At 64.0% G+C, this 22,309-nt stretch carries 20 protein-coding genes and 2 tRNA genes; 8 read left to right on the forward strand and 14 right to left on the reverse strand.

The features are described from left to right. Positions 1 to 213: 213 nt before the first annotated feature. Together ABIB78_RS16040 and pepT are read left to right on the forward strand one after the other, a co-directional pair. On the forward strand, positions 214 to 537 hold the full coding sequence (locus tag ABIB78_RS16040; RefSeq protein WP_429026165.1) for an HU family DNA-binding protein: 324 nt from the start codon (positions 214 to 216) through the stop codon (positions 535 to 537). Between the two features lie 159 nt (positions 538 to 696). Beyond that, positions 697 to 1,953: a peptidase T gene (gene pepT, locus ABIB78_RS16045; RefSeq protein WP_429026083.1), complete on the forward strand. Its 1,257-nt coding sequence runs from the start codon at positions 697 to 699 to the stop codon at positions 1,951 to 1,953. On the opposite strand, the gene ABIB78_RS16050 is transcribed toward pepT, so the two are convergent. The 3 genes from ABIB78_RS16050 to ABIB78_RS16060 all read right to left on the reverse strand — a co-directional run bounded on the left by ABIB78_RS16050 (position 1,954) and on the right by ABIB78_RS16060 (position 3,530). After that, the gene (locus tag ABIB78_RS16050; RefSeq protein ID WP_429026086.1) at positions 1,954 to 2,805 is read right to left on the reverse strand and encodes a methyltransferase domain-containing protein; all 852 of its coding nucleotides are present in this window, start codon (positions 2,803 to 2,805) and stop codon (positions 1,954 to 1,956) included. 115 nt (positions 2,806 to 2,920) lie between these two features. Further along, positions 2,921 to 3,226 carry a YciI family protein gene (locus tag ABIB78_RS16055; RefSeq protein WP_429026088.1) on the reverse strand — a complete coding sequence of 102 codons (306 nt, stop codon included), beginning with the start codon at positions 3,224 to 3,226 and terminating at the stop codon, positions 2,921 to 2,923. Positions 3,227 to 3,248: 22 nt separating this feature from the next. After that, on the reverse strand, positions 3,249 to 3,530 hold the full coding sequence (locus ABIB78_RS16060) for a hypothetical protein (protein ID WP_429026089.1): 282 nt from the start codon (positions 3,528 to 3,530) through the stop codon (positions 3,249 to 3,251). 249 nt (positions 3,531 to 3,779) lie between these two features. On the opposite strand from ABIB78_RS16060, the gene ABIB78_RS16065 reads away from it, so the two are divergent. Next, on the forward strand, positions 3,780 to 4,028 hold the full coding sequence (locus tag ABIB78_RS16065) for a PRC-barrel domain containing protein (RefSeq protein WP_429026090.1): 249 nt from the start codon (positions 3,780 to 3,782) through the stop codon (positions 4,026 to 4,028). A 101-nt stretch (positions 4,029 to 4,129) separates the two neighbouring features. Here the strand turns inward: ABIB78_RS16065 and ABIB78_RS16070 are convergent. Together ABIB78_RS16070 and ABIB78_RS16075 are read right to left on the reverse strand one after the other, a co-directional pair. Further along, positions 4,130 to 4,206: transfer RNA gene (locus ABIB78_RS16070), tRNA-Val, on the reverse strand. Positions 4,207 to 4,263: 57 nt separating this feature from the next. Further along, positions 4,264 to 4,668, reverse strand: coding sequence for a GFA family protein (locus ABIB78_RS16075; protein WP_429026091.1), 405 nt, complete (start codon positions 4,666 to 4,668; stop codon positions 4,264 to 4,266). A 196-nt stretch (positions 4,669 to 4,864) separates the two neighbouring features. Between ABIB78_RS16075 and ABIB78_RS16080 the strand changes: the two genes are divergently transcribed. Together ABIB78_RS16080 and ABIB78_RS16085 are read left to right on the forward strand one after the other, a co-directional pair. After that, positions 4,865 to 5,533, forward strand: a complete 669-nt coding sequence (locus ABIB78_RS16080; protein WP_429026092.1) for a GntR family transcriptional regulator — start codon at positions 4,865 to 4,867, stop codon at positions 5,531 to 5,533. A 1-nt stretch (position 5,534) separates the two neighbouring features. Then, on the forward strand, positions 5,535 to 6,746 hold the full coding sequence (locus ABIB78_RS16085; RefSeq protein ID WP_429026095.1) for an MFS transporter: 1,212 nt from the start codon (positions 5,535 to 5,537) through the stop codon (positions 6,744 to 6,746). A 91-nt stretch (positions 6,747 to 6,837) separates the two neighbouring features. Here the strand turns inward: ABIB78_RS16085 and lon are convergent, their stop codons facing one another. The 5 genes from lon to ABIB78_RS16110 all read right to left on the reverse strand — a co-directional run bounded on the left by lon (position 6,838) and on the right by ABIB78_RS16110 (position 13,797). Next, a complete protein-coding gene (lon, locus tag ABIB78_RS16090; RefSeq protein ID WP_429026096.1) occupies positions 6,838 to 9,267 on the reverse strand; it encodes an endopeptidase La in 2,430 nt (809 codons plus the stop codon). A gap of 322 nt (positions 9,268 to 9,589) precedes the next feature. Next, the gene (clpX, locus tag ABIB78_RS16095) at positions 9,590 to 10,864 is read right to left on the reverse strand and encodes an ATP-dependent Clp protease ATP-binding subunit ClpX (protein ID WP_429026098.1); all 1,275 of its coding nucleotides are present in this window, start codon (positions 10,862 to 10,864) and stop codon (positions 9,590 to 9,592) included. Positions 10,865 to 11,318: 454 nt separating this feature from the next. Further along, positions 11,319 to 11,954 carry an ATP-dependent Clp protease proteolytic subunit gene (locus ABIB78_RS16100; RefSeq protein ID WP_429026099.1) on the reverse strand — a complete coding sequence of 212 codons (636 nt, stop codon included), beginning with the start codon at positions 11,952 to 11,954 and terminating at the stop codon, positions 11,319 to 11,321. 231 nt (positions 11,955 to 12,185) lie between these two features. Then, the gene (gene tig, locus ABIB78_RS16105; RefSeq protein ID WP_429026102.1) at positions 12,186 to 13,547 is read right to left on the reverse strand and encodes a trigger factor; all 1,362 of its coding nucleotides are present in this window, start codon (positions 13,545 to 13,547) and stop codon (positions 12,186 to 12,188) included. A 165-nt stretch (positions 13,548 to 13,712) separates the two neighbouring features. Continuing rightward, a tRNA-Leu gene (locus tag ABIB78_RS16110) sits at positions 13,713 to 13,797 on the reverse strand. A gap of 135 nt (positions 13,798 to 13,932) precedes the next feature. On the opposite strand from ABIB78_RS16110, the gene ABIB78_RS16115 reads away from it, so the two are divergent. The 3 genes from ABIB78_RS16115 to ABIB78_RS16125 all read left to right on the forward strand — a co-directional run bounded on the left by ABIB78_RS16115 (position 13,933) and on the right by ABIB78_RS16125 (position 17,309). Next, positions 13,933 to 15,300 (forward strand): multicopper oxidase family protein, encoded by a 1,368-nt coding sequence (locus ABIB78_RS16115; protein ID WP_429026167.1) that lies wholly within the window; start codon positions 13,933 to 13,935, stop codon positions 15,298 to 15,300. Between the two features lie 26 nt (positions 15,301 to 15,326). Beyond that, on the forward strand, positions 15,327 to 16,412 hold the full coding sequence (locus ABIB78_RS16120; RefSeq protein ID WP_429026103.1) for an enolase C-terminal domain-like protein: 1,086 nt from the start codon (positions 15,327 to 15,329) through the stop codon (positions 16,410 to 16,412). Positions 16,413 to 16,598: 186 nt separating this feature from the next. After that, positions 16,599 to 17,309 carry a hypothetical protein gene (locus tag ABIB78_RS16125; protein ID WP_429026104.1) on the forward strand — a complete coding sequence of 237 codons (711 nt, stop codon included), beginning with the start codon at positions 16,599 to 16,601 and terminating at the stop codon, positions 17,307 to 17,309. A gap of 27 nt (positions 17,310 to 17,336) precedes the next feature. Here ABIB78_RS16125 and ABIB78_RS16130 read toward each other — a convergent pair whose 3' ends face one another. The 4 genes from ABIB78_RS16130 to ABIB78_RS16145 form a co-directional block, all read right to left on the reverse strand. After that, positions 17,337 to 18,173: a tetratricopeptide repeat protein gene (locus tag ABIB78_RS16130; protein ID WP_429026106.1), complete on the reverse strand. Its 837-nt coding sequence runs from the start codon at positions 18,171 to 18,173 to the stop codon at positions 17,337 to 17,339. Between the two features lie 364 nt (positions 18,174 to 18,537). Further along, positions 18,538 to 20,133, reverse strand: a complete 1,596-nt coding sequence (locus ABIB78_RS16135; RefSeq protein WP_429026108.1) for a B12-binding domain-containing radical SAM protein — start codon at positions 20,131 to 20,133, stop codon at positions 18,538 to 18,540. A gap of 170 nt (positions 20,134 to 20,303) precedes the next feature. After that, positions 20,304 to 20,768 carry a GNAT family N-acetyltransferase gene (locus tag ABIB78_RS16140; protein WP_429026110.1) on the reverse strand — a complete coding sequence of 155 codons (465 nt, stop codon included), beginning with the start codon at positions 20,766 to 20,768 and terminating at the stop codon, positions 20,304 to 20,306. Then, positions 20,743 to 22,242 (reverse strand): NAD(P)H-hydrate dehydratase, encoded by a 1,500-nt coding sequence (locus tag ABIB78_RS16145; RefSeq protein ID WP_429026112.1) that lies wholly within the window; start codon positions 22,240 to 22,242, stop codon positions 20,743 to 20,745. Before ABIB78_RS16145 ends, ABIB78_RS16140 begins: the two co-directional genes overlap by 26 nt. Positions 22,243 to 22,309: the final 67 nt, after the last annotated feature.

Below are 22,309 nucleotides of genomic sequence, written 5' to 3' on the forward strand. Positions count from 1 at the left end.
GCCGTTTTTGCGCTGTGGGCACGAGTTGTCGGCTGTTTTCAGGGGAAACGGCGTAGTCAGCAAAGCCCCGAATCAAATAAGGCCTGATACGTCCGGGTTTCCTGTGGCCGGCCTGGCGCTGCCCGTTCCCAGAACCGGCGGTTTATGGACTTTTCCGGACGCATTTTTCCGACGCGAACGGCGCACCATTCGCGTGAAAGCAGCAATCCAGCCATTGAGCAACGAGGAGGGCCACACATGGCGAAGAAAGCAGCGACCCCGGCGACGATCACGCTGAAGCACCTGGCGGCGGCCATCGCCGAAGAGCAGGAGCTGTCCAAGAAGCAGGCCGAGGCGATCCTGACCGACATGGTCACCCGGATCACCAAGCACCTCAAGAAGGGCGAGCGCATCAGGATCGTCGGCCTCGGCATCCTCCAGGTCCGCAAGCGCGCCGCCCGCATGGGCCGCAACCCGGCGACCGGCGAGCAGATCCACATCAAGGCGAGCAAGAAGGTCGCCTTCCGCGCCGCCAAAGAGCTGAAGGAAGCCGTCTAGGGCTTTCTTTCTCCGTTAAGACAAAGCGCCATTCCGGTTCGTGACGCGGCCCCGGAATGGCGCTTTTCTGTTATAGAGCTGTCTCTTGATGCGTTTTGCTTGCGCGAACCAACTTCGCCTGAGCGCCTTATTCCTGTTCTCCATCCCTGCGCGGTCTTCATGCTGGCTCCGGCTCTCGACTTCAAGCACACGGTCACCGAGCGCTTCCTGCGCTATGTCGTGATCGACACCCAGTCCGACCCGGATTCACCCACCACGCCCTCCACCGAGAAGCAGAAGAACCTCGGCCGCCTGCTGGTCGCCGAGCTGCAGGCGATGGGCTTATCCGACGCGCATCTCGATCCGCACGGATACGTCTATGCGACGATCCCGGCCAACACCGACAAGACGGTGCCGGTGATCTGCTTCTGCTCGCACATGGATACCTCGCCCGACTGCTCCGGCAAGAACGTCAAGCCGCAGGTCGTGAAGAACTACCGCGGCGGCGATATCGTGCTGCCCGCTGACGCCTCGCAAGTGATCCGCGCCGCGGAGCACGAGGCGCTGGCCGACCAGATCGGCAACGACATCATCACCACGGACGGCACCACCCTGCTCGGCGCCGACAACAAGGCCGGCCTCGCCGAGATCATGGATGCCGCGCATTTCCTGGTCACCAATCCGCAGGTCAAGCACGGCACCATCAAGATCCTGTTCACGCCCGACGAGGAGATCGGCCGTGGCGTCGACAAGGTCGACATCAAGAAGCTCGGCGCCGATTTCGGCTACACCATGGACGGCGAGACCGCGGGCCACATCGAGGACGAGACCTTCTCCGCCGATGGCGCCAGCATCATTATCGAAGGCGTCGCGACCCATCCGGGCTTCGCCAAGGGCAAGATGGAGCACGCGATCAAGATCGCAGCCGCGATCGTCGATCGCCTGCCGAAAGACACCTGTTCGCCCGAGACCACCGAAGGCAAGGAAGGCTTCCTGCATCCGGTCGCGATCTCGGGCGCGCTGGAGAATGCGCGGATCGACTTCATCGTGCGCGACTTCGCCGAAGCGGGTCTGAAGCAGAAGGAAGCGCTGCTCGAAGCGATCGCGAAGGATGTCATGAAGGGATATCCGCGCTCGACCTACCGCATGGAGGTCAAGCAGCAATACCGCAACATGAAAGAGGTGATCGATCGCCACCCCCAGATCGTCACTTACGCGATCGAGGCGATCGAGCGCGCCGGGCTATCGCCGGTGCAGACCTCGATCCGCGGCGGCACCGACGGTTCGCGCCTGTCCTTCATGGGCCTGCCCTGCCCGAACATCTTCGCCGGCGAGCACGCGTTCCATTCGCGGCTCGAATGGGTCAGCCGGCAGGACATGGAAAAGGCCGTCCAGACCATCGTGCACCTCGCGATAATCTGGGAAGAACGGGCCTGATCAGGCCCGCGCCGTCACGATCCAGATCGCGCCGGGCAGCGGCACGGAATCGCCCTTAACGAAGGGCGCCAGCGCGTCGCGCATCGAGGCGATCGCGGCGGAGCGCACCTCATCCGGATGCCCTTCCAGCGCGCGGCTGGCCGGCCCGATCTCGAGCGCGCCCTGGATCGCCGCATCGATGCCGCGGCCGGTCGCGACATCGAGATCGACCTTGCACGGCTCCATGGCAATGCCGGAGAATCCGGCTTCGCCCAGGATCCGCTTCACGCGGGCCTCGGATGCGAACGCGAACGGGCCGGGATCCTCGGGGCCAAGCGGCGGCAGCTTCGGCACGTGCTTGTAGACCGCCTGCAGCGGCGTCATGAAGAAGGGATTTTCGCGTGGCTCCTGCCAGCAGGCGAAAGCAAGACGGCCCGCCGGCTTCATCGCCTTGTGCAAATTGGTGAACGACGACACGGGATCGGCAAAGAACATCACGCCGAAGCGCGAGGCCAATAGATCAAAGCTCTTGGGAGCAAACGGATAGACCGTCGCATCGGCAAGCGCGAACTCGACCGGCAATCCCTGAAGCGCGCTCTGCCGCGCTCGCGTCAGCATCGGCTCCGAGACGTCGACGCCAAACACATACCCATCGGCCGCGACCTTCGCGGCCAGCGCGAAGCTCGAGGCCCCGCTGCCGCATCCGACATCGACGACGCGCTCGCCGGCCTTCGGCGCCGCGCGATCGATCAGGAGGTCGAGGACCGGCTGCAGCACGATGTCCTGCGCAGCCTGTCGTGCGGCCCAGCGCTGACCGCCCGGCCCGTTCCAATATGCGATCTGATCGGCGTTTTGCGGGTGACCTGCGTTCATGCGATCAAAACCTCGTTTGAGAAAGGTCCGTAGTTTCACGTTCGAGCATAATCTCCGCGCAAACGCTTGGGTTTGTCGCGAGGGAAAACCGCTCCGCAGTTTTCCGGAGCATGCTTTAGCAGCTCTCGCGCGTCGCGGCGCGCAGCATCGGCATGAGCTGATAGGTGAATCCGGCATCGGCCTTGGTCACGGGATCGTTGGCAACGATCTCCTGCGGATCGGCATCGTCGGACAGTTGCAGCACGCCCAGTCCCCAGACGCCGGCGGGATCGGCGACCGGTCCGAACACCAGCGCTTTGCCGGCACGCAGCAACTCGCCGCAATAGGCGACGTGCGCCTGCATGATTGCGGCTTCCTGCGGCGTCATGTCCTGCGGAAAGGTCGGGCGCGGTCCGGTCAATTTGCAAACGTAGTATTTCATCGACCTGGTCCGCGCTCGGGGATTATTTGGCGGCTGCGTTCGTGGGCTTTGCCGGCTTCGTCTTGGCGGCATTCTTGGGGGAGCCCTGCCCGTCATTGCTGCGCGCGATGCCCCACGGGTCGGTCGGCTTCTGGTCCGGCACGCCGCTGAGCGCGCGCTGATAGGCGCGCTGCTGACGCTGCTCGTTGGCGGTATCTGCCGGCGACTTCTCGACCTCTTCGCGATAGCGCTGAACGTGGTCCGCCTGCGCGAATGCAGGTCCGGTAATCATGGTGAGGAGAAGAATCGCGGCGAGTTTGCGCATGCATCAAGTTCCCGGTTAGGCCGAGACAATAGCATTGCAGCAGCGTCGGCGCCAAACCTGAGCGGCATCGCGCCGGCAGGAACCGATCCCGGCCCCGCGACGAAAGCGTGACCTTCGGCACCTTTCGCGCCATCGGGTATCGAACGACATTTGGCACGCCAGCGCGGAGCAAGCGCGGTCCCGGCCATCCCATAGACTACCCCACGGCCGGGATCGCGCCCTCTCCGCGCGCTCACGGAGAGCCGAGCCATGGCCTCACTACGTCGGGCCCACCAACCAGCGGCCGCTTTACAGCTCGTGAAACACCGCGCCACCGTCATCCTGCGCGAGCATGTGCAAGTGGAGGCCGAACTTGTCGGAAGGGCTGCGGTTCTCACCGATGGGACGGCAGGGACCATCGAGGGCGTGTCTCTGGACGAGTCGCATGGGTTGCGCATCTCGATCAAGGGGCACATCGGTAAGTGGCCGATCTCGACAATCAGAATGCTTCAACCATAGGGCCGGATCCCATCGGGGGAAGCACGCCCGGCACCGAACAAGCGGATAAGTTCATCCGCAAAGGCTGGCTTGCCCAGCCGCAGCCCGCGAGTAGCGAAGGCTGGTAGGCGGCGAGAGATTCGAACTCCCGACCCTCTCGGTGTAAACGAGATGCTCTAACCAGCTGAGCTAGCCGCCCTTGACCGTCGCGCCTCTTTAGCCTCGCCTGCCCCCGAGGCGCAAGATCGCAAACGCCTCAATCCATCGGCCGTTCCGGCAATCCCTTGAGATCGTTGATCCATGGCGCGGCGGAGCGGCACCAGACCTGGCGTCGCGGGGTCAATTGGCCGCGCTGGCGAATGCTGCCCCAGCGGACGCCCCAGTCGTCGGGACCACCGTCCTCGCCGCTGGTGAACAGGGGGGAACCGCAATCGCCGCAGAAATGCTGGAAGCGGATCCGGCCATTATCGCCGCGCTTGCCGTACACTTTCGGCGCATGCCCGGTCAGCCGCACCTGGTCGGCGGCGCAGATCACGGTGACGCGATAGGGCGATCCGGTCAGCGCCTGGCAGTCCGTGCAATGGCAGATCGATACCCGCTCGGGGTCGATCTCGGCCTGATAGGTGACGGCCCCGCAATGGCATTGCCCGTCGATGTGCATGCTAGTTTCTCCTAATTTCATCGAACAAAGCAGCCCCGAGGGCGCCGTTCCATCGTCCGCGGCGCGACTCTACGCCCGCCCTGCCGGTACAACTCTGGTATCCCGGATCTGCCTTGTTTGGGATACCAATTTGGGATATGTCAATCGCCACAACTCAATTCCGTTCACCCGCCGGGGACGGCGCAAGGACGGCCCCATGTCACAGATGCTTCAGATCCACGGCCAGCTCAGAGAGATGATCCTCTCCCTCGACCTCGGCCCCGGCGAGCGGCTGACTGAGCGTTGGCTGGAGAGCCGGTTCGAGGGGTCGCGCACGCCGATCCGCGCCGCGCTGGTGAGGCTCGAAGGCGAGGAGCTGGTGCGCCGCGACGGCCGCAACTGGATTGTCGCGCCGATCGACCTCGGTGAGCTGGAGGCGCTGGCCGAGTTCCGGATTCCGCTGGAGACGACTGCCGTCCGCCTCGCCTGCGCGCGGGCCAGCGAGGCCGACATCGCCGGCGTCGACGGGATGCTCGATGCTTGCCAGTCCGGCGCGCCGCGCGAGGAATGGCACCGTGTCGGCACGGATTTCCATATCGAGATCGCCCGCCTCTCCGGCAACCCCTTTATCGTCAAGGCGATCGCCGGCGCCATGACCCGGCTGTCGCGGGCGCGCTGGCTTGAAGTGTGGACCGAACCTTCGCGCGAACAGGCCTGGCGCGAGCACCGGCGTATTCTCGGCTTCATCAAGGCCAACGATCCGGATTCTGCAGCGCGCGAGGCCGCCGATCACATCACGGATACCCGCGATCGGCTGCTCCATTCGCTGAATGAGGACCGCCGCGGCCTGCGGGCGCGCGGCTTCGCCGTCATCGGGCTGCGCTGACATGAACATCGAAATCGATCGAGACACGGCCCTCGACGCGGGCCCCTGGAAGCGCAACCTCATCGTCTGCCTGTTCGGCTCCTTCACCACGATCGTGGGGATGACGCTGCTGCTGCCGTTCCTGCCGCTCTATGTCGAGCAGCTCGGCGTGACGGACCACGCCGCCGTCGTGCAGTGGTCGGGCGTGGCCTATGGCGCAACCTTTTTCAGTGCGGCGCTGACCGCGCCGCTGTGGGGACGGCTCGCGGACCGCTACGGCCGCAAGCTGATGCTGATCCGCGCCAGCCTCGGCATGGCGATCGCGATGTCGCTGATCGGCATGGCGCACAACGTCTATGAGTTGGTCGGCCTGCGGCTGCTGACCGGCCTGCTCGGCGGCTACGCCTCGGGCTCGACCGTGCTGGTCGCGGCGCAGACGCCGAAAGCGCAATCCGGCTGGGCGATCGGCGTGCTGTCGGCCGGCATCATGGCCGGCAGCCTGGTCGGCCCCTTGATCGGCGGCGTCCTGCCCGGGCTGATCGGCATCCGCGCGACCTTCGTCCTGATCGGCGGCGTCATCTTCTTCACCTTCCTCGGCACGACTTTCCTGATCCGCGAGGAGGCGCGTCCGAAGGCGGCGAAGGGCAGCAAATCGCGTGGCGGCTGGTCGCTCGTCCCGGACAAGCGCCCGGTGATCGCGATGTGGGGAACCGGCCTGCTGCTGCTGATCGCCAACATGTCGATCGAGCCGATCATCACGGTCTACGTCGCGCAGCTGCTCGAGGCACCGCAGGTGACGTTCGTGGCCGGCCTCGTGATGTCGGCGGCGGCCTTCGGCAGCCTGTTGTCGTCGTCGCATCTGGGCAAGCTGGCCGATCGTGTCGGCCACTGGCGGATCATCAACGTTTGCCTCGCAGTCTCGGCAGTGCTGCTGATCCCGCAGGCCTTCGTGGTCAGCGGCTGGCAACTGATCCTGCTCCGCTTCCTGATGGGGCTCGCGCTTGGCGGTCTGTTGCCCTGCATCGCAAGCGTGATCCGGCACAACGTGCCCGACGCCGTCACCGGCAGCATGCTCGGCTATTCGATTTCGGCACAATATGCCGGCCAGGTGATCGGCCCGCTCGCCGGCGGATTCATCGGCGGCCATATCGGCATGCGCGCGGTGTTCCTCGGCACCAGCGTGCTGATGGCGCTCGGGGCGATCGGCAATTTCGTCGTCGAGAAGAAAGAGTAATCCGGGCAACGCAGGAACGCAGACGCACGAACCGCCAAGAACAAAAACGGCGCCCGAAGGCGCCGTTTGATTTTTCAGATCGGGGTTTCGTTCAGTGCGCCGTCAGTCCGCCGGACGCCTCATCGGAAGCATCGGGCTTGACGTCGACCTTGCTTGTCTCCTCTTCCCAGACGATCGGCGTAGGCACGCGGACCAGCGCCTTGGCGACGACCTCATCCAGCCGCGAGACCGGAATGATCTCCATGCCGCCCTTGATCGCATCGGAGATTTCCGTGAGATCCTTGGCGTTGTCCTCTGGGATCAGCACCGTCTTGATGCCGCCGCGCGCGGCAGCCAAGAGCTTCTCCTTCAGACCGCCGATCGGCAGCACGCGACCACGCAGCGTGATCTCGCCGGTCATTGCGACATCGTGGCGGACCGGAATGCCGGTCATGACCGAGATGATCGCGCTGGCCATCGCCACACCGGCGGACGGACCGTCCTTCGGGGTTGCGCCCTCCGGCACGTGAACGTGGATGTCACGGCGATCGAACAGCGGCGGCTCGATGCCGTAGACGATCGCGCGCGAACGGACGTAAGACGCCGCCGCCGAGATCGACTCCTTCATCACGTCGCGCAGATTGCCCGTGACGGTCATCTTGCCCTTGCCGGGCATCATGACGCCTTCAATGGTCAACAGCTCTCCGCCGACATCGGTCCAGGCCAGGCCAGTGACGATACCGACCTGATCCTCGTCGTCGATCTCGCCGAAGCGATACTTCGGCACGCCGAGGAACTCTTCGATGTTGGCCTCGGTGACCTTCACCGACTTCTTCTTGGAGATCATCAGCTCCTTCACCGCCTTGCGGGCGAGTGTGGAGAGCTCACGCTCCAAATTACGCACGCCCGCTTCGCGGGTATAGCGGCGGATCATCAGCAGCAACGCCGCGTCGTCGATTGACCATTCCTTGGAGTCCAGGCCGTGCTTGGAGAGCGCGCTCGGGATCAGGTGCTTGCGCGCGATCTCGACCTTCTCGTTCTCCGTGTAACCGGCGATCCGGATGATCTCCATGCGGTCCATCAGCGGTCCCGGAATATTGAGCGTATTCGCGGTCGTGATGAACATGACGTTGGACAGGTCGTAATCGACCTCCAAATAGTGGTCGTTGAAGGTCGAGTTCTGCTCGGGGTCCAGGACCTCAAGCAGCGCCGACGACGGATCGCCGCGGAAATCGGCGCCCATCTTGTCGATCTCGTCCAGCAGGAACAGCGGGTTCGAGGTCTTCGCCTTCCGCATCGACTGGATGATCTTGCCGGGCATCGAGCCGATATAGGTGCGGCGGTGACCGCGAATCTCGGCTTCGTCACGCACGCCGCCGAGCGACACGCGCACGAACTCGCGCCCCGTGGCCTTCGCGATCGACTTGCCGAGCGAGGTCTTGCCGACGCCGGGAGGCCCGACCAGGCACAGGATCGGTCCGGTCAGCTTGTTGGCGCGCGACTGCACCGCGAGATACTCGACGATACGGTCCTTGACCTTCTCGAGCCCGTAGTGATCGGAGTCCAGCACCGCCTGCGCGGCCTCGAGGTCCTTCTTGACCTTGGACTTCTTGCCCCACGGAATCGACAGCAGCCAATCCAGATAGTTGCGCACAACGGTCGCTTCCGCGGACATCGGCGACATCTGGCGCAGCTTCTTGAGCTCGTGCTGTGCCTTCTCGCGCGCTTCCTTGGAAAGCTTGGTCTTGGAGATCTTCTCCTCCAGATCGGCCAGCTCGTCGCGACCTTCGTCGTCGCCGAGTTCCTTCTGGATCGCCTTCATCTGCTCGTTCAGGTAATACTCGCGCTGGGTCTTCTCCATCTGGCGCTTGACGCGCGAGCGGATGCGCTTCTCGACCTGCAACACCGAGATCTCGCTCTCCATCAGGCCGAGCACCTTCTCCAGGCGCTGCGTGACGGACAACGTCTCCAGGATCGCCTGCCGATCGGCAATCTTGACCGCGAGATGCGAGGCAACGGTGTCGCCGAGCTTGGCGAAATCGGTAATCGCCTGAACCACGCCGACGACTTCGGCGGAGATCTTCTTGTTCAGCTTCACATAGCTCTCGAAGTCGGATACGACCGAGCGCGACAGCGCCTCAGCCTCGACCGAGTTAGCATCAGTGTCGGCGAGCGCGACCGCGGTCGCCTCGTAATACTCGCTGCGGTCGGAATACTTCTCGACGCGCGCGCGCTCGAGGCCCTCGACCAACACCTTCACGGTGCCGTCGGGCAGTTTCAGGAGCTGCAGGACGCTGGCGAGCGTACCGGTCTCGTAAATTGAATCGGGTGCCGGATCGTCGTCGGACGCGTTCTTCTGCGTCGCGAGCATGATCAGCGCGTCGTTCTTCATCACCTCTTCGAGCGCGCGGATCGATTTCTCACGGCCGACAAACAGCGGCACGATCATGTGCGGGAAGACGACGATGTCGCGGAGCGGCAGCACCGGATAGGAGTGGCTTTCGCCGTGGACGATCGTTGGCCGGGGTTTCGAGGTCGTCATGGCCTTATCCTTTTGTTTTGCCCCCTTGCACGCAGTCCACCTGCTTGCGCAACCGCCACAAGGTGCCTTGGTGATCCGGAATGAGATTGCCGTCAGCAGCCGCTTATTCCGCATCGAAAAGCGACGAATCTCAACGCATGAGATCCCTCACTGACAGCATTAGGTGGCTATCAGGCGGGGGGGTGTCAAGTCTGAGAAGTGCCCGGAAATTCAGGCTAAACAGGCATTTACTGCGATGCCAAAATGGTTGCTGCTGCTGCGCCACAGCGGCCGCCGGATCGCCCGGCAGCCGTGCATTTTTGGCGGGTCGAAACGAGCGCTGTCAGGCGCTCGCGCTGCTCTCGACGGCGCGGTCGGAACGATCCGCGTAGATGTAGAGCGGACGCGCCGTTCCCTCCACAACTTCGCGCGAGATCACGACTTCCTCGACGCCTTCCAGGCCCGGGAGGTCGAACATGGTCTCGAGCAGGATGCTCTCCAGGATCGACCGCAGGCCGCGAGCGCCGGTTTTGCGCTCGATCGCCTTGCGGGCGACCGCGCCGAGCGCCTCGTCGGCGAAGGTCAGCTCGATGTTCTCCATCTCGAACAGCCGCTGGTACTGTTTCACCAGCGCGTTCTTCGGATCGGTCAGGATCTTCTTCAGCGAGGCCTCGTCGAGGTCTTCCAGCGTCGCGACGACAGGCAGACGGCCGACGAATTCCGGGATCAGGCCATACTTCAGCAGATCTTCCGGCTCGACGTGGCGGAAGATCTCGCCGGTGCGGCGATCCTCCGGCGCGAGCACCTGCGCCGCGAAGCCGATCGAGGTCGAGCGGCCACGCGCGGAGATGATCTTCTCGAGGCCCGAGAATGCACCACCGCAGATGAACAGGATGTTGGTGGTATCCACCTGCAGGAACTCCTGCTGCGGATGCTTGCGGCCGCCCTGCGGCGGGACCGACGCCACGGTGCCTTCCATGATCTTCAGCAACGCCTGCTGGACGCCCTCGCCCGACACATCGCGGGTGATCGAGGGATTGTCCGACTTGCGGCTGATCTTGTCGATTTCGTCGATATAGACGATGCCGCGCTGCGCACGCTCGACGTTGTAGTCGGCCGACTGCAGCAGCTTCAGGATGATGTTCTCGACGTCCTCGCCGACATAGCCGGCTTCGGTCAGCGTTGTCGCGTCAGCCATGGTAAACGGAACATCGAGGATGCGGGCCAGCGTCTGCGCGAGCAGCGTCTTGCCCGAACCGGTCGGACCGATCAGCAGGATATTCGACTTCGCCAGCTCGACGTCGTTGTGTTTGGTCTGATGGTTAAGCCGCTTGTAGTGATTGTGGACGGCAACCGAAAGCACCTTCTTGGCATGGCTCTGGCCGATCACGTAGTCGTCCAGAACCTTGCAGATTTCCTTCGGTGTCGGGATGCCGTCGCGCGACTTCACCAGCGAGGACTTGTTCTCCTCGCGGATGATGTCCATGCAGAGTTCGACACACTCGTCGCAAATGAAGACAGTCGGTCCGGCAATCAGCTTGCGAACTTCATGCTGGCTCTTGCCGCAGAACGAGCAATATAGCGTGTTCTTGGCGTCGCTCGTGCCGACCTTACTCATTCATTATCTCCGTCCGCCGTTCGACCTTGTTTGCCAGATCGACCCAATCCGGTACACGACCGGCGTATTGGGTAGATAGAGCAAATTCCGTACCAAAAAAGACCCTACGCAATACTGACCGTGCCAATCACGGTTTATTCGAATCTCCGCGATCTTGGCCGATGCATTACAGCCAACCATGCTGGCACCCGACTATCAAGAATTCGCTAATCGGATGGCCGGCTCAAGACCGTGACAATACCGTGATTTTCTACGACCGCACGTGGAATACGCGTCGAAATCCACGGAACGTTGCGGGATTACCACGCCGGCCAGTGAGCACGAAAGCGGAACTTTCCGCCCATGCGTATGCACTTGCGGGGTACTCCGCCGTCCTGCTTTTGCCGGTTATGTGAGGCGTCAATGTGGAGATCACAGGACGCCTGGAGCTGCCTGCCCGGATCAGGCGGCTTTGTCAGGCAGCCTTCGCCGCCGACGGATCTTCCGGACGCCTGTCGATGACCTTGTCGACGAGGCCGAACGCCTTGGCATCCTCGGCGGTAAGGAACTTATCGCGCTCGAGCGCGTCCTCGATCGCCTTGTAGGTTTGGCCGGTGTGCTTCACGTAGATCTCGTTGAGGCGCTTCTTGAGATTCAGGATCTCCTGCGCGTGCAGCATGATGTCGGTGGCCTGGCCCTGGAAGCCGCCGGAGGGCTGATGCACCATGATGCGGGAATTCGGCAGCGTGAAGCGCATGTCCTTCTCGCCGGCTGCAAGCAGCAGCGAGCCCATCGAGGCCGCCTGCCCCGTGCACAGCGTCGACACCGGCGGACGGATGAACTGCATCGTGTCGTAGATCGCAAGGCCCGACGTCACCACGCCGCCCGGCGAGTTGATGTACATCGAGATTTCCTTCTTCGGGTTCTCGGCCTCGAGGAACAGGAGCTGCGCGACGATCAGCGTCGACATGCCGTCTTCCACCGGACCGGTGACGAAGATGATGCGCTCTTTCAGCAGGCGCGAGAAAATGTCGTAGGCGCGTTCGCCGCGATTGGTCTGCTCGACGACCATCGGCACGAGGTTCATGTAGGTTTCAACGGGATCGCGCATGAAAGAACCCAAGGGGTTAGGGGTGATGCAGAACTTTGCTTAAGCCTACTTGGCTTAAGGCCACTGGCTCAAGGCTTAAAGCAGATATGGGCCAATTTCCGGCCGACAAGACCGGCACTAGCCATCTGGGCAGGTCACGGAAGTTCAAGCTGATTCGCGGCGGCGCGCCCAGCGACGGGGATCCTGGCCAGGCGCGCTTTCGCGGTTCGTCCTTAACGCGAGGTGCCGGAATTAGGCGGCAGTTTTCTCGGCGTCTTCATCCTTGAACAGCTCATCCTTGGTGACCTTCTTCTCGGTCACATTGGCGAGCTCCAGGACGAAGTCGACGACCTTGTCCTCGTAGATCGGGGCACGGAGCTGCGCCAGCGCCTGGGCGTTGCTGCGGTAGTAGTCCCAGACCTCCTTCTCGCGGCCGGGAACCTGGCGCGCACGCTCGATCACGGCGCGCGACACCTCGTCGTCGGTGACCGTGATCTTGTTCTTCTCGCCGATCTCCGACAGCACGAGGCCCAGTCGGACACGGCGGTCGGCGATCTTGTGGTACTCTTCCTTGGCCGCATCCTCGGTGGTGTTCTCGTCGGCGAAGGTCTTGCCGGACGAGTCCATCTCGGCCTTGATCGAGTTCCACATCAGGTTGAATTCTTCGGCGACAAGCGACGGCGGCGCTTCGAATTTGTGGCTCTCGTCGAGCCGGTCGAGCAGCGCGCGCTTGACCTTCTGGCGGGTCGCGCCGGCGAACTCGGCCGTCAGGCGCTCGCGGGCCGCTTCCTTCAGCTTGTCGAGCGACTCGAGGCCAAGCGTCTTGGCGAACTCGTCGTCGATCGTCGTCTCGCCGGGCGCCTCGATCAGCGTGGCGGTGGTCTCGAACTCGGCCGGCTGGCCGGCGAGCTTCTCGTTCAGGTAGTTCTTCGGGAAGCCGACCTTCAGCGTGCGGGTCTCGCCCGAGCCGATGCCGACCAGCTGGTCCTCGAAGCCCGGGATGAACTGGCTGGCGCCGATCACGACCTGAATGCCCTCACCGGTGCCGCCGTCGAAGGCTTCACCGTTGATGGTACCCTTGAAGCTGATGGTGACGCGGTCGCCCTTGTCCGCCTTCGCACCCTCGGCCTTGGCGTTGTACGGGCGGCTGCCTTCGGCGATGCGCTTGATGGCATCGTCGACGTCGGCGTCGGAGACATCGACCACCGGCTTCTCGACCGAGAACGACTTGAAATCGGCGAGCTGGATCTGCGGCACGACTTCGATCGCGACCGTGTAGGTCAGATCGGTCTTGCCCGACAGCAATTCCTCGACCCGGTCCTTCTCGGTCGGCATCGTGATCTTCGGCTCGCCGGCGAGGCGGAAGCCGCGATCCTCGAAAATCTGCCGGTTGGTGTCGCTGATGGTCTGGTCGATGGTCTCGGCCATCACCGAGCGGCCATAGATCTTCTTCAGATGCGCCACCGGCACCTTGCCGGGACGGAAGCCGTTGAGACGGACCTTGTCCTTGAGGTCGACGAGCTTGGCGTCCGCCTTGGCATCGAGATCGGATGCCGGAACGCTGATCTGGAATTCGTGCTTCAGTCCCTCGTTGAGGGTCTCGGTGACCTGCATGGTATCAATCTTCTTCCGCTTTTGCCGCGGCCCGAGCGGCCGTGGCAGTGTTCAATCTGTTCGACGGTGAGCCTTGCGGCCTAACGTCTGTGGGTTCGGCGAACCCTCGTCCCCTTCGGGGCCCAAGGTTCTCCAAGGAATCGTCATGCAAACGCTGTAAGCGCTTGGTGCGGGCGGAGGGACTCGAACCCCCACAACTTTCGTCACTGGAACCTAAATCCAGCGCGTCTACCAGTTCCGCCACGCCCGCGCGAAAAGCATCCAGTCCGGCCGCGATGCCGCGGGCGGCCGGGCTTATAACATGCGCCCATCGGTTCGCAGCAAAAAAATGGCCGCTGGAGAGCCCGCCCTGCGACCGATCGCGACTGGACAGGTACAGTTGAAAATGGTCCGCATCGGCTGGATGGCAAGTCCTGTAGCAAGTCCCGAATTTTTCCTCACCCGGCGCGGCCTGATGGCCGCCCTCGGCGCCGCGGCGCTTTGCCCCGCTCTGCCCGTCCCGGTCCCGGCGCAGGGCCGGGCGGCAGTCGCGCTGCAGGCCAAAGCCGATCGCATCTTGCTTCGTCCGGGTAGCCCGGGTCCTGGCGGACCTGGTCCTGACGGACCGGAGACACCGGTCTGGACGCTTGGCAGTGGCGACCTCCGCTTCAAGCGCGGCGAGGTCCTCGACGTGACCTTTGGCAACGAGCTGCCGGTTGCGGCCGCGCTCGATTGCCGCGGGCTCGATGGTGTCGCGGCCGCGGAGCCATTGGCCTCCCGGGCGCCCCTTGCCGCCGGGGCCAAGGATACCTTCCAGCTCCCACTTCGGCATGCCGGTACCTTCCTCTGCGAGCCGCTGTTCACCGACGGCGGCACGACGGTGCCGGCACGGCCGCGGCCGCTGATCGTCACCGGTACCTCGCCGGTCGCGGTCGACCGCGATGAAGTCTTGCTGATCGAGGAGTGGCGCCTACGGGCAGACGGAACCGCGATCGCGCCCGGAAGCGATCCAAAGGATTCGACGCAGATTCATACGATTAACGGCAAAACCTCATACGACGTCTCGGCACCGGCCAACACCCGCCTCAGACTCCGCTTCATCAATGGCAGCCAACGCAGCGTACTGGCGATCAAGCTGGAGAATCTCGACGTCCGGGTGATGGCCATCGACGGCCAGCCGGCCGAACCGTTTCCGGCCCGCAACGGCGCGTTGGTACTGGCTCCGGGAAGCCGCACCGACGTCTTCGTCGACGCCGCCGGTCCCGCCGGAACCAGCTTCCCGATCCTGTTGCACGACGGCAAAGAGGCCCGCCCGGTCGGCAAGGTGATCGTCTCGAACGAACCGCCGATCCGAGCGGCGCCGTTCCCGCCGGCGCCGCCGCTTCCGGGCAACGACATGCCGGCCCAGCTCGATCTCAGAAGCGCCGCGAGGTTCGATCTGGTGCTCGGCACGCCGACCGAATGGTTCCGCCCGGCGGATTTCAAGCCGTCAATCGCCCCGGCCTTTCAGGCCAAAGTCGGCCGGCCGGTCGTGCTGGCGCTCACCAACCGCGGCGCGACCGCCAGCGTCTTTCATCTGCACGGGCATCACTTCCGTCTGCTCGACCGGCTCGACGACGGCTGGAAGCCGTTCTGGCTCGACACGCTCGCGGTCGAACCGGGCCAGACCCAGCGCATCGCCTTCCTCGCCGAATATCCGGGGCGCTATCTGATCGAGCAGGTCGCGACCGACTGGGCCGCGCCCCGGCTCGTCCGATGGTACAGTGTCCAATAACAAAATAACAAGAAGAGGAAACATCCATGAGCCCGACAGTTGCAGCGATCCGCGGAGTTAAGGCGCGAAGCGTCGTGGTGCCGCTCAAGCGCCCTGTGAAGAACGCCTTCGGCGTGATCGATTCCGGTCCGCTGGTCCTGATCGATGTAGAAACCGATCAAGGCGTTACCGGCCGCACCTACATCTTCGCCTACAGCAGGCTGACGCTTAAACCTCTGGTCTATCTGATCGAGGAGATCGGCCGCGAGCTCGTCGGCAAGCCGGTCGCGCCGTTCGACCTGATGAAGGCGATGGACGCCAGGTTTCGGTTGCTCGGCTGGCAGGGCCTGGTCGGCATGGCCGTATCAGGTCTCGACATGGCCTGTTGGGACGTGCTCGGGCAGCTCGCCGGCCGCCCGCTGGTCGAATTGCTCGGTGGCTCTGCAAAGCCGATCAGGGCCTATGACAGCTACGGCGTGGTCGATCCTGATGCCGATGAGCGCGCGCTGCGGCGTTCGCTCGACCAGGGCTTCCGCGGCATCAAGATCAAGGGTGGCGACGGCGATGCCGCCAACGACGAGCGTGTCGTGAAAGGTGTGCGCGCCCTGCTCGGCCCCGACGTCGCACTGATGATCGATTTCAACCAGTCGCTCGATCCGGCCGAGGCAACCCGCCGCATCAACCGGCTTGCGCCCTACGACCTGCACTGGATCGAGGAGCCGGTGCCGCAGGAAAGTCTCTCCGGCCACGCCAAGGTCCGCGAGACCTCGCCGACGCCGATCCAGGCCGGCGAGAACTGGTGGTTTCCGCGCGGCTTCGCGGAGGCGATCGCGGCCGGCGCATCCGACTTCATCATGCCCGACGTCATGAAGGTCGGCGGCGTCACCGGCTGGATGCAGGTCGCGGGACAAGCCGACGCGGCCTCGATCCCGATGTCGAGTCATCTGTTTGCGGAGGTCAGCGCGCATCTGCTCGCGGTGACGCCGACCGCGCACTGGCTCGAATTCCTCGACTTCGCCGGCGCGATCCTCGCAAGGCCCGCCGAGATCGCAGACGGCGCGGTGACCGCCCGCGGTCCCGGGCTCGGGATCGAATGGAACGAGCCGGCGATCACAAAGTATCTGGTCAGCTAGTGGCGGACCGAAGACCGCAGGATGCGGTGCGACACCCATTAATCATCTCCGGGCGGCTAGATCATGGGTATCGCCGCTCCACCCTTCACATGAGTTCGACAGCGTGGTGGCTGCCCATCATCGACCGATCGTGAGCTTCACCTTTGCGACGTATTCATGTAGTTCGTCAGGACATCGGAGCGCCCAATGTCCACCAATAACAAGCTGACGCTCAAATTTCGCTGTCCGACGGAGCTTGAGGGACGGATTCCGCCCCCCATACCTGCGGCCCAGGGCGTTCCCGACTGGCTCAAGGCAATGCCGGCGACGGCCTTCAGCTCGATCAACCTGCACGACGAAGACACGATCAAGCGCTGCCCGCCATTCGTGGATGCAATGACCTGCGGGTTCTTGCTGCCGCTGGTCTGCGATCTCAAAGTCGAGAACGGCGAGATCACCTGGGACCAGGACCTGCCGCCGGGCGGCACGCCCGAATTTCCACGTTCGCCGATCGGATTTCACGACCCGGGTCAGGTCACCGGCACCCCGCTGTTCGAAGAAGGCCGCTTCTTTCTCAAATTCCACAATTTGTGGACCGTCGAAGCCCCGGAAGGATACGCAGTCTACTTCACGCATCCCGTCAACCGCTTCGACCTGCCATTCACCACATTGAGCGGCCTCGTCAACTCTGACCTCTATTCCGACAATTGGGTGCACTTTCCGGCGTACTGGCACGACAGGAATTTCAGAGGTGTCCTCCCCATGGGGACGCCGATCGCACAATGTATCCCCGTCAAGCGAGACGACTGGACCGCGCAGGCATCGCCCTTCACCGCGGAAGAAGCCACGCGCGTCGGCGAATTCCGCGGCGAGCTCAAGCGAGAGCCCAACCTCTATCGGAGAAACTTCAGGGCTTGAGGCGCGACGAGGTTGCGTCCGCTGCGCTCAACCTGACGACTCCCCGCCGAGGAACTTCGCAACGTCGCGCTGCGAGAAGAAGAAGCGGCCACGCGATCCCGCGGCCATGACGACTGCCGCGCGCCCCAGCAGCCGGGGCTGACCACGAATGACGGCGCGCAGCGCCGCCTCGGCAGCGTCGCGCTCCCCCTGTTCGAAGAGGGATGTGGCGAGATAGGCGCGGGTCGAACGATCGTCCGGATACAGCCCGAGCACGCGGCGGAAAGCATCCGCGGCTGCGGCGTAGTCGCCACGAAGGATCAGGACCCGTCCGAGCTGCTTGAGAACATCGGGACGTCCCGGCGCAGCATCGCGTGCAGCCGTCAGGACGCTCGCAGCCCGCGCGATTTGATTGGTCTCATGCAACAGGTGCCCGAGATCGAGCTTCAGATCGACACTGTCGGGAGCCAGAGCGAGGCCGGCCTCGATCGTGCTGATCGCCTCGTCGTGTTGACCGGCCTTGGCGAGTTGCCCGGCGAGTTCCTGAAAGGACGGGAAATATGGCGGGCGGCGCGCCGCCGTGCGCCGAAGCTGCGCGATGCCGTCCGCGACGCGCCCGGCGCCGCACAGCAACGCGCCGAGCAAGGTTTCAACCTCTCCATCGTCGCCGCGGCGTGCAACCCGCTCGAGCGGTGCAATCGCCTCGCCTCCCCGGCTCTGCCCCATCAGGGCATGCGCCAAGAGAAGCGCCGCATGTCTGTCCGTGCGGTTTGATTTCAGGATGTTTGTCGCGATCTGCTCAGCCTGAGCAAACTGCTGCGACCGCAACGCCGATGCGCCTTGTTGCAGCGCCTGAGCGAGGAAATTGTTCTGCCTGCCACTCACGAGCGAGATTCACGGGATGCAAGGGAATGTCCTGCGCGTTTAGCCCGCATCTCCCGACGCGTCCACCAAAAGTATCGCGAGGCAGATATCGCCGGGATCCCGCCCGGATGTCCGCATGGGTGGATCACGCGGACATCTTCCGGGATTGCGAATGTGCCCTTGCACAGCAACTACTCGCCGCCGGCGGCGAATCCCTCCGGCGCTCGGTTGCAGCTTGCCGCGCGCCGGCGCGGGCGACGCCTGGCCATCCATGACCTCCGGCCGCAACGCCTCCAGCGGGCGCTTGCGAGTCTCGATGCCGAGCACCGCGACCGCGATCGCCTGCAGCGAACTTTACCCCCATCAAACTGCATCCTTGATGAACTCACGGCACAAGCGCCGTGGCCCTCACCGGAGGCGGACCATCCAACTCGGCAATCCGGCGGTCAATCTCACCGATCACGTGCTTCGAGAACGGCCCGAAGTGCAAGTACAGCGCCATCAGCATCACGATGTAGCGTAGCGCGCCTGGATTGGACTTGGCGACCTCGACGAAGGTCTTCCAGAACGGCTCGCGAACCTCCGGCAGGGCACACATGATCTTGTGCACGCTGTCGATGCCGCCAAGCCTCTTGCGCATGTCGCCATCCGGCAGGTCGCGGCGCCGGTCGGACCGGTCGAGCATGGCGGCAAGCCGCGACAGCCGTCCTGCGTATGCCGTCGGGCTGTACACGTGCCCGAGCACAGCCTTGTAATCCGTAAGGATGTCACGAAGCGGACGCTTGGTGTCGAAATTACAGCCGAGCGTGCATTGGTCGCCCGCCTGCTCGACCTTCATGAGATCATGGCCTTTGTGCAGGCGGCCTTCCTTGGCTAGCCGCCGCGTCAGCTGCGTGCCAGGCAGCGCATAGAGCAGTCCAACCATGCAGACTGGAATGCCCGCCTCCTCGATGAAGTCGATCATCGCCTGCGCCATCGAGACTTTCTCGGTATCGAACCCGACGATGAAACCCGCAGTGACGAACATGCCATAGTCGTAAATCTTGTGAACGCTCTCGGCGATGTTGCGCCTGGTGTTCTGCTTTTTCTTCATCTGCACGAGGGTCTCCGGATCCGGGCTCTCAATGCCGACGAAAATTCCGAAGAAGTTCGCGTCCTTCATTGCCTGCAACAGCTCGCTGTCGTCAGCGATATTGATCGAGGCTTCGGTCGAGAACTCGAACGGATAGTCTCGCTCTTCCAGCCAGGCTTTGAGCCGCGGCAGTAAGATGCGGAGATTTTTCTTGTTGCCGATGAAATTGTCGTCGACGAAATCGACATGCCCACGATAACCATGATCGTAGAGCGCTTGCAGCTCGGCGAGAATCTGATCGGGGGTCTTGGTACGCGGCACGCGCCCATACAGCTCAATAATATCGCAGAACTCGCAGGTGAACGGGCAGCCACGCGAATATTGCACGCCAATAAAGAGATACTGATCGAACTTGATCAGATCGTAGCGGGGCATCGGGCTTAGCGTGACGTCGATCTTGAATTTCTCGGCGATGAACACGCCCTTGCGCTCGCCGCTTTCCCAAGCGGCGACGAATTCCTCGATGATATGTTCGGCCTCGCCGATCACCTGGAAGTCCGCATCCGCGTAAAGGTGCGGGCTGGAGGAGACGTCAGGCCCACCGACGCATACTGGCTTGCCGTGCCGGTGGGCGAGATCGATCAGGTGGAGAAAATCAGGCTGCTGGTTGAGCATGCCGCCGATCATGACGAGATCGGCCCAGTCAAGGTCCGCGTCGGTCGAAGGCTCGGTGTTACGGTTGACGAGACGAATCTCCCAATGCTTCGGCAGCATGGCGGCGACGGTGATCAGTCCGAGTGGCGCCGCCGGATACTTCGCGCCGACGAGTTCGCAAGCTTCCGTATAGTTCCAGAACGAGTCGGGAACGAACTTCGGATAGATCATTAGGACGCGGCAGGGACTCGTCATGTTGCTCCGGTCCGTACCGCGCAGCTTCGAGGCTCAAGGGTACATTTGCTCGTCGTCGATACAGGCACTAAGTGCTCAAATGGTGGCCGATTGTCAGACGATCTTTCGCCTCGCCGTGAGCCCCGTCCTGTCCCCGGGTCCGCCTGCGGTCAGTTAGTCCGATCAATATGTCATCCGCCGGTCACGCGTGTCCAGAGATAGCGCAGGTCCGGCTCCTTCTCCTCGTTGCGGCTGCCGTCGGTTCCCTCAACCGCGGCAAAACCGCGCGCCTCGTAGAAGCGGCGCGCCCGCGCATTGCGCTGGAAGGTCCAGAGTTGCAGCCGGTCCGCGCGCTGCTTCGCGATCGCGAGCAGCGCGCTGCCGATGCCGCGGCCCTGCGCAGCCGACAGCACGTAGAGCTGCGCGATCCAGTCGTCGTGGAACGCGATCACGCCGCTCATCGCCTCGCCGTCGAACGCGCCCCACAACGCGCAGGCCGCGAACGTCCGCTCGCGGTAGAACCAGCGGTCTTCATCGGGGGTGCGCAGGCCGGCGAGCCAGGGCAGCGCATCGTCGAACGCAGCACGATGCACGCGCGCGGCGGCGTCCATGTCGGCGAGCGCGAGCCGCCTAATACTCAATCCCGAACTCGTCATAGAGCCGGCGGAACACGGCCGGCAGCACTTCAGTGAGATCTTCGGCGATCAGTCCGGGCCCCGCCTCGCTGGCGGCCTCGCCGTGCAGCCAGACGCCGATGCTGGCGGCCTCGAAAGCCGCGACGCCCTGCGCCAGGAAGCCGGCGATGATGCCTGACAGCACGTCGCCGGCGCCGGCGGTGGCGAGCCAGGGCGGCGCGTTGGCGGCGATGGTGGCGCGGCCGTCGGGAGACGCGATCACCGTATCGGCGCCCTTCAGCAGCACCACCGCGCCGGAGCGCTCGGCAGCCGCGCGCACGCGCTCGAGCTTCGAGCGGCCGGGATGCTTGTTGGAGATATCGCTGAACAGCCGCGGAAACTCGCCCTCATGCGGGGTGAGCACCACCTGCTGGTCATCGGACGCCTTGATCGCCTCGAACAGCCGGTCCGGCGAACCGGCAAAGCTGGTCAGCGCGTCGGCATCGAGCACCAGATGCCGCTGCGCCGACAGCGCGGTGTGAACGAAGTCGCGGGTGCGCGCGCTGATGCCGGCGCCCGGACCGATCACGCAGCCATTGAGCCGCTTATCGTCGAGCAGTTCGGCGAACTGGATCGGGTTGTCAACCGCGCGCACCATCACCGCGGTCAGTGCCGCCGCGTTGACGGCAAGCGCATCGCGCGGCGAGGCCAGCGTCACGAGGCCTGCGCCTGCGCGCAGCGCCGCGCGTGCGGCGAGCCGCGCCGCTCCGGTCGAGGCGAGATCGCCGGAAACCACGACGGCATGCCCCCTTGCATATTTGTGGCCATCGATCCGCGGCACCGGAAACGACCATCGCCAGGCCTGCGGCACGTTCTCCGCAGTCAGTGGCTTGATCTCGTCGAGCACCTGCGCGGCGATGCCGATATCGGCGACGCGCACGCGGCCGCAATACATCCGGCCCGGCAGCAACAGATGTGCGGGCTTCTTGCGGAAGAAGGTGACGGTCTCGGTCGCCTGCACGGCCGCCCCCATGACCGCGCCCGACGTGCCGTTGATGCCGCTCGGCAGGTCAACCGCCAGCACCAGCGTACCGTTGGCGTTGATGGCCGCGATCATCTCCAGCGGATCGCCCTTCACCGGGCGATTGAGCCCGGCGCCGAACAGCGCGTCGATGATCAGCGCCGGCCTGCCGAGCGCCTGCGGGTTGAACGGCAGCACCGGATATTTCCAGCCCTTCGCCGCCAGCGCCGCGTCGCCCTGCAGACTGTCGCGCTCGCAGAGCAGGATCACCGAGACCTCGCGGCCCCGCGCGGCAAGCTCGGCGGCGGCGACAAAGCCGTCACCGCCATTGTTGCCGCGGCCGGCAACCACAACGATCGGCCCCTTTTCGACCAGGTCCATCGCCGCTTCAGCGACCGCCTGGCCGGCGCTCATCATCAACGCAAAGCCCGGCGTGCCGGCGGCGATGGTCAGCCGATCGGCGCGCTCCATCTCGATGGTGGTCAGAACGTCCATGCCGAATCCTCAATCGCTTCGCCTTTTCGAGAGGCAATTCCTGTGACGTTGGCGTGGTTTCTACTGG

The organism is Bradyrhizobium sp. I1.14.4, from assembly GCF_050435825.1.
GTDB lineage: Bacteria > Pseudomonadota > Alphaproteobacteria > Rhizobiales > Xanthobacteraceae > Bradyrhizobium.

Excerpts from the sequence above, each read along its gene's own strand:
- ABIB78_RS16145 (WP_429026112.1), bottom strand. The coding sequence starts at position 22,242 with ATGGACGTTCTGACCACCATCGAGATGGAGCGCGCCGATCGGCTGACC.
- ABIB78_RS16080 (WP_429026092.1), top strand. The coding sequence starts at position 4,865 with ATGTCACAGATGCTTCAGATCCACGGCCAGCTCAGAGAGATGATCCTC.
- lon (WP_429026096.1), bottom strand. The coding sequence starts at position 9,267 with ATGACGACCTCGAAACCCCGGCCAACGATCGTCCACGGCGAAAGCCAC.
- ABIB78_RS16065 (WP_429026090.1), top strand. The coding sequence starts at position 3,780 with ATGGCCTCACTACGTCGGGCCCACCAACCAGCGGCCGCTTTACAGCTC.
- clpX (WP_429026098.1), bottom strand. The coding sequence starts at position 10,864 with ATGAGTAAGGTCGGCACGAGCGACGCCAAGAACACGCTATATTGCTCG.
- ABIB78_RS16125 (WP_429026104.1), top strand. The coding sequence starts at position 16,599 with ATGTCCACCAATAACAAGCTGACGCTCAAATTTCGCTGTCCGACGGAG.
- pepT (WP_429026083.1), top strand. The coding sequence starts at position 697 with ATGCTGGCTCCGGCTCTCGACTTCAAGCACACGGTCACCGAGCGCTTC.
- ABIB78_RS16140 (WP_429026110.1), bottom strand. The coding sequence starts at position 20,768 with ATGACGAGTTCGGGATTGAGTATTAGGCGGCTCGCGCTCGCCGACATG.
- ABIB78_RS16100 (WP_429026099.1), bottom strand. The coding sequence starts at position 11,954 with ATGCGCGATCCCGTTGAAACCTACATGAACCTCGTGCCGATGGTCGTC.
- ABIB78_RS16060 (WP_429026089.1), bottom strand. The coding sequence starts at position 3,530 with ATGCGCAAACTCGCCGCGATTCTTCTCCTCACCATGATTACCGGACCT.
- ABIB78_RS16050 (WP_429026086.1), bottom strand. The coding sequence starts at position 2,805 with ATGAACGCAGGTCACCCGCAAAACGCCGATCAGATCGCATATTGGAAC.
- ABIB78_RS16115 (WP_429026167.1), top strand. The coding sequence starts at position 13,933 with ATGGTCCGCATCGGCTGGATGGCAAGTCCTGTAGCAAGTCCCGAATTT.
- ABIB78_RS16135 (WP_429026108.1), bottom strand. The coding sequence starts at position 20,133 with ATGACGAGTCCCTGCCGCGTCCTAATGATCTATCCGAAGTTCGTTCCC.
- ABIB78_RS16075 (WP_429026091.1), bottom strand. The coding sequence starts at position 4,668 with ATGCACATCGACGGGCAATGCCATTGCGGGGCCGTCACCTATCAGGCC.
- ABIB78_RS16120 (WP_429026103.1), top strand. The coding sequence starts at position 15,327 with ATGAGCCCGACAGTTGCAGCGATCCGCGGAGTTAAGGCGCGAAGCGTC.
- ABIB78_RS16085 (WP_429026095.1), top strand. The coding sequence starts at position 5,535 with ATGAACATCGAAATCGATCGAGACACGGCCCTCGACGCGGGCCCCTGG.
- tig (WP_429026102.1), bottom strand. The coding sequence starts at position 13,547 with ATGCAGGTCACCGAGACCCTCAACGAGGGACTGAAGCACGAATTCCAG.
- ABIB78_RS16055 (WP_429026088.1), bottom strand. The coding sequence starts at position 3,226 with ATGAAATACTACGTTTGCAAATTGACCGGACCGCGCCCGACCTTTCCG.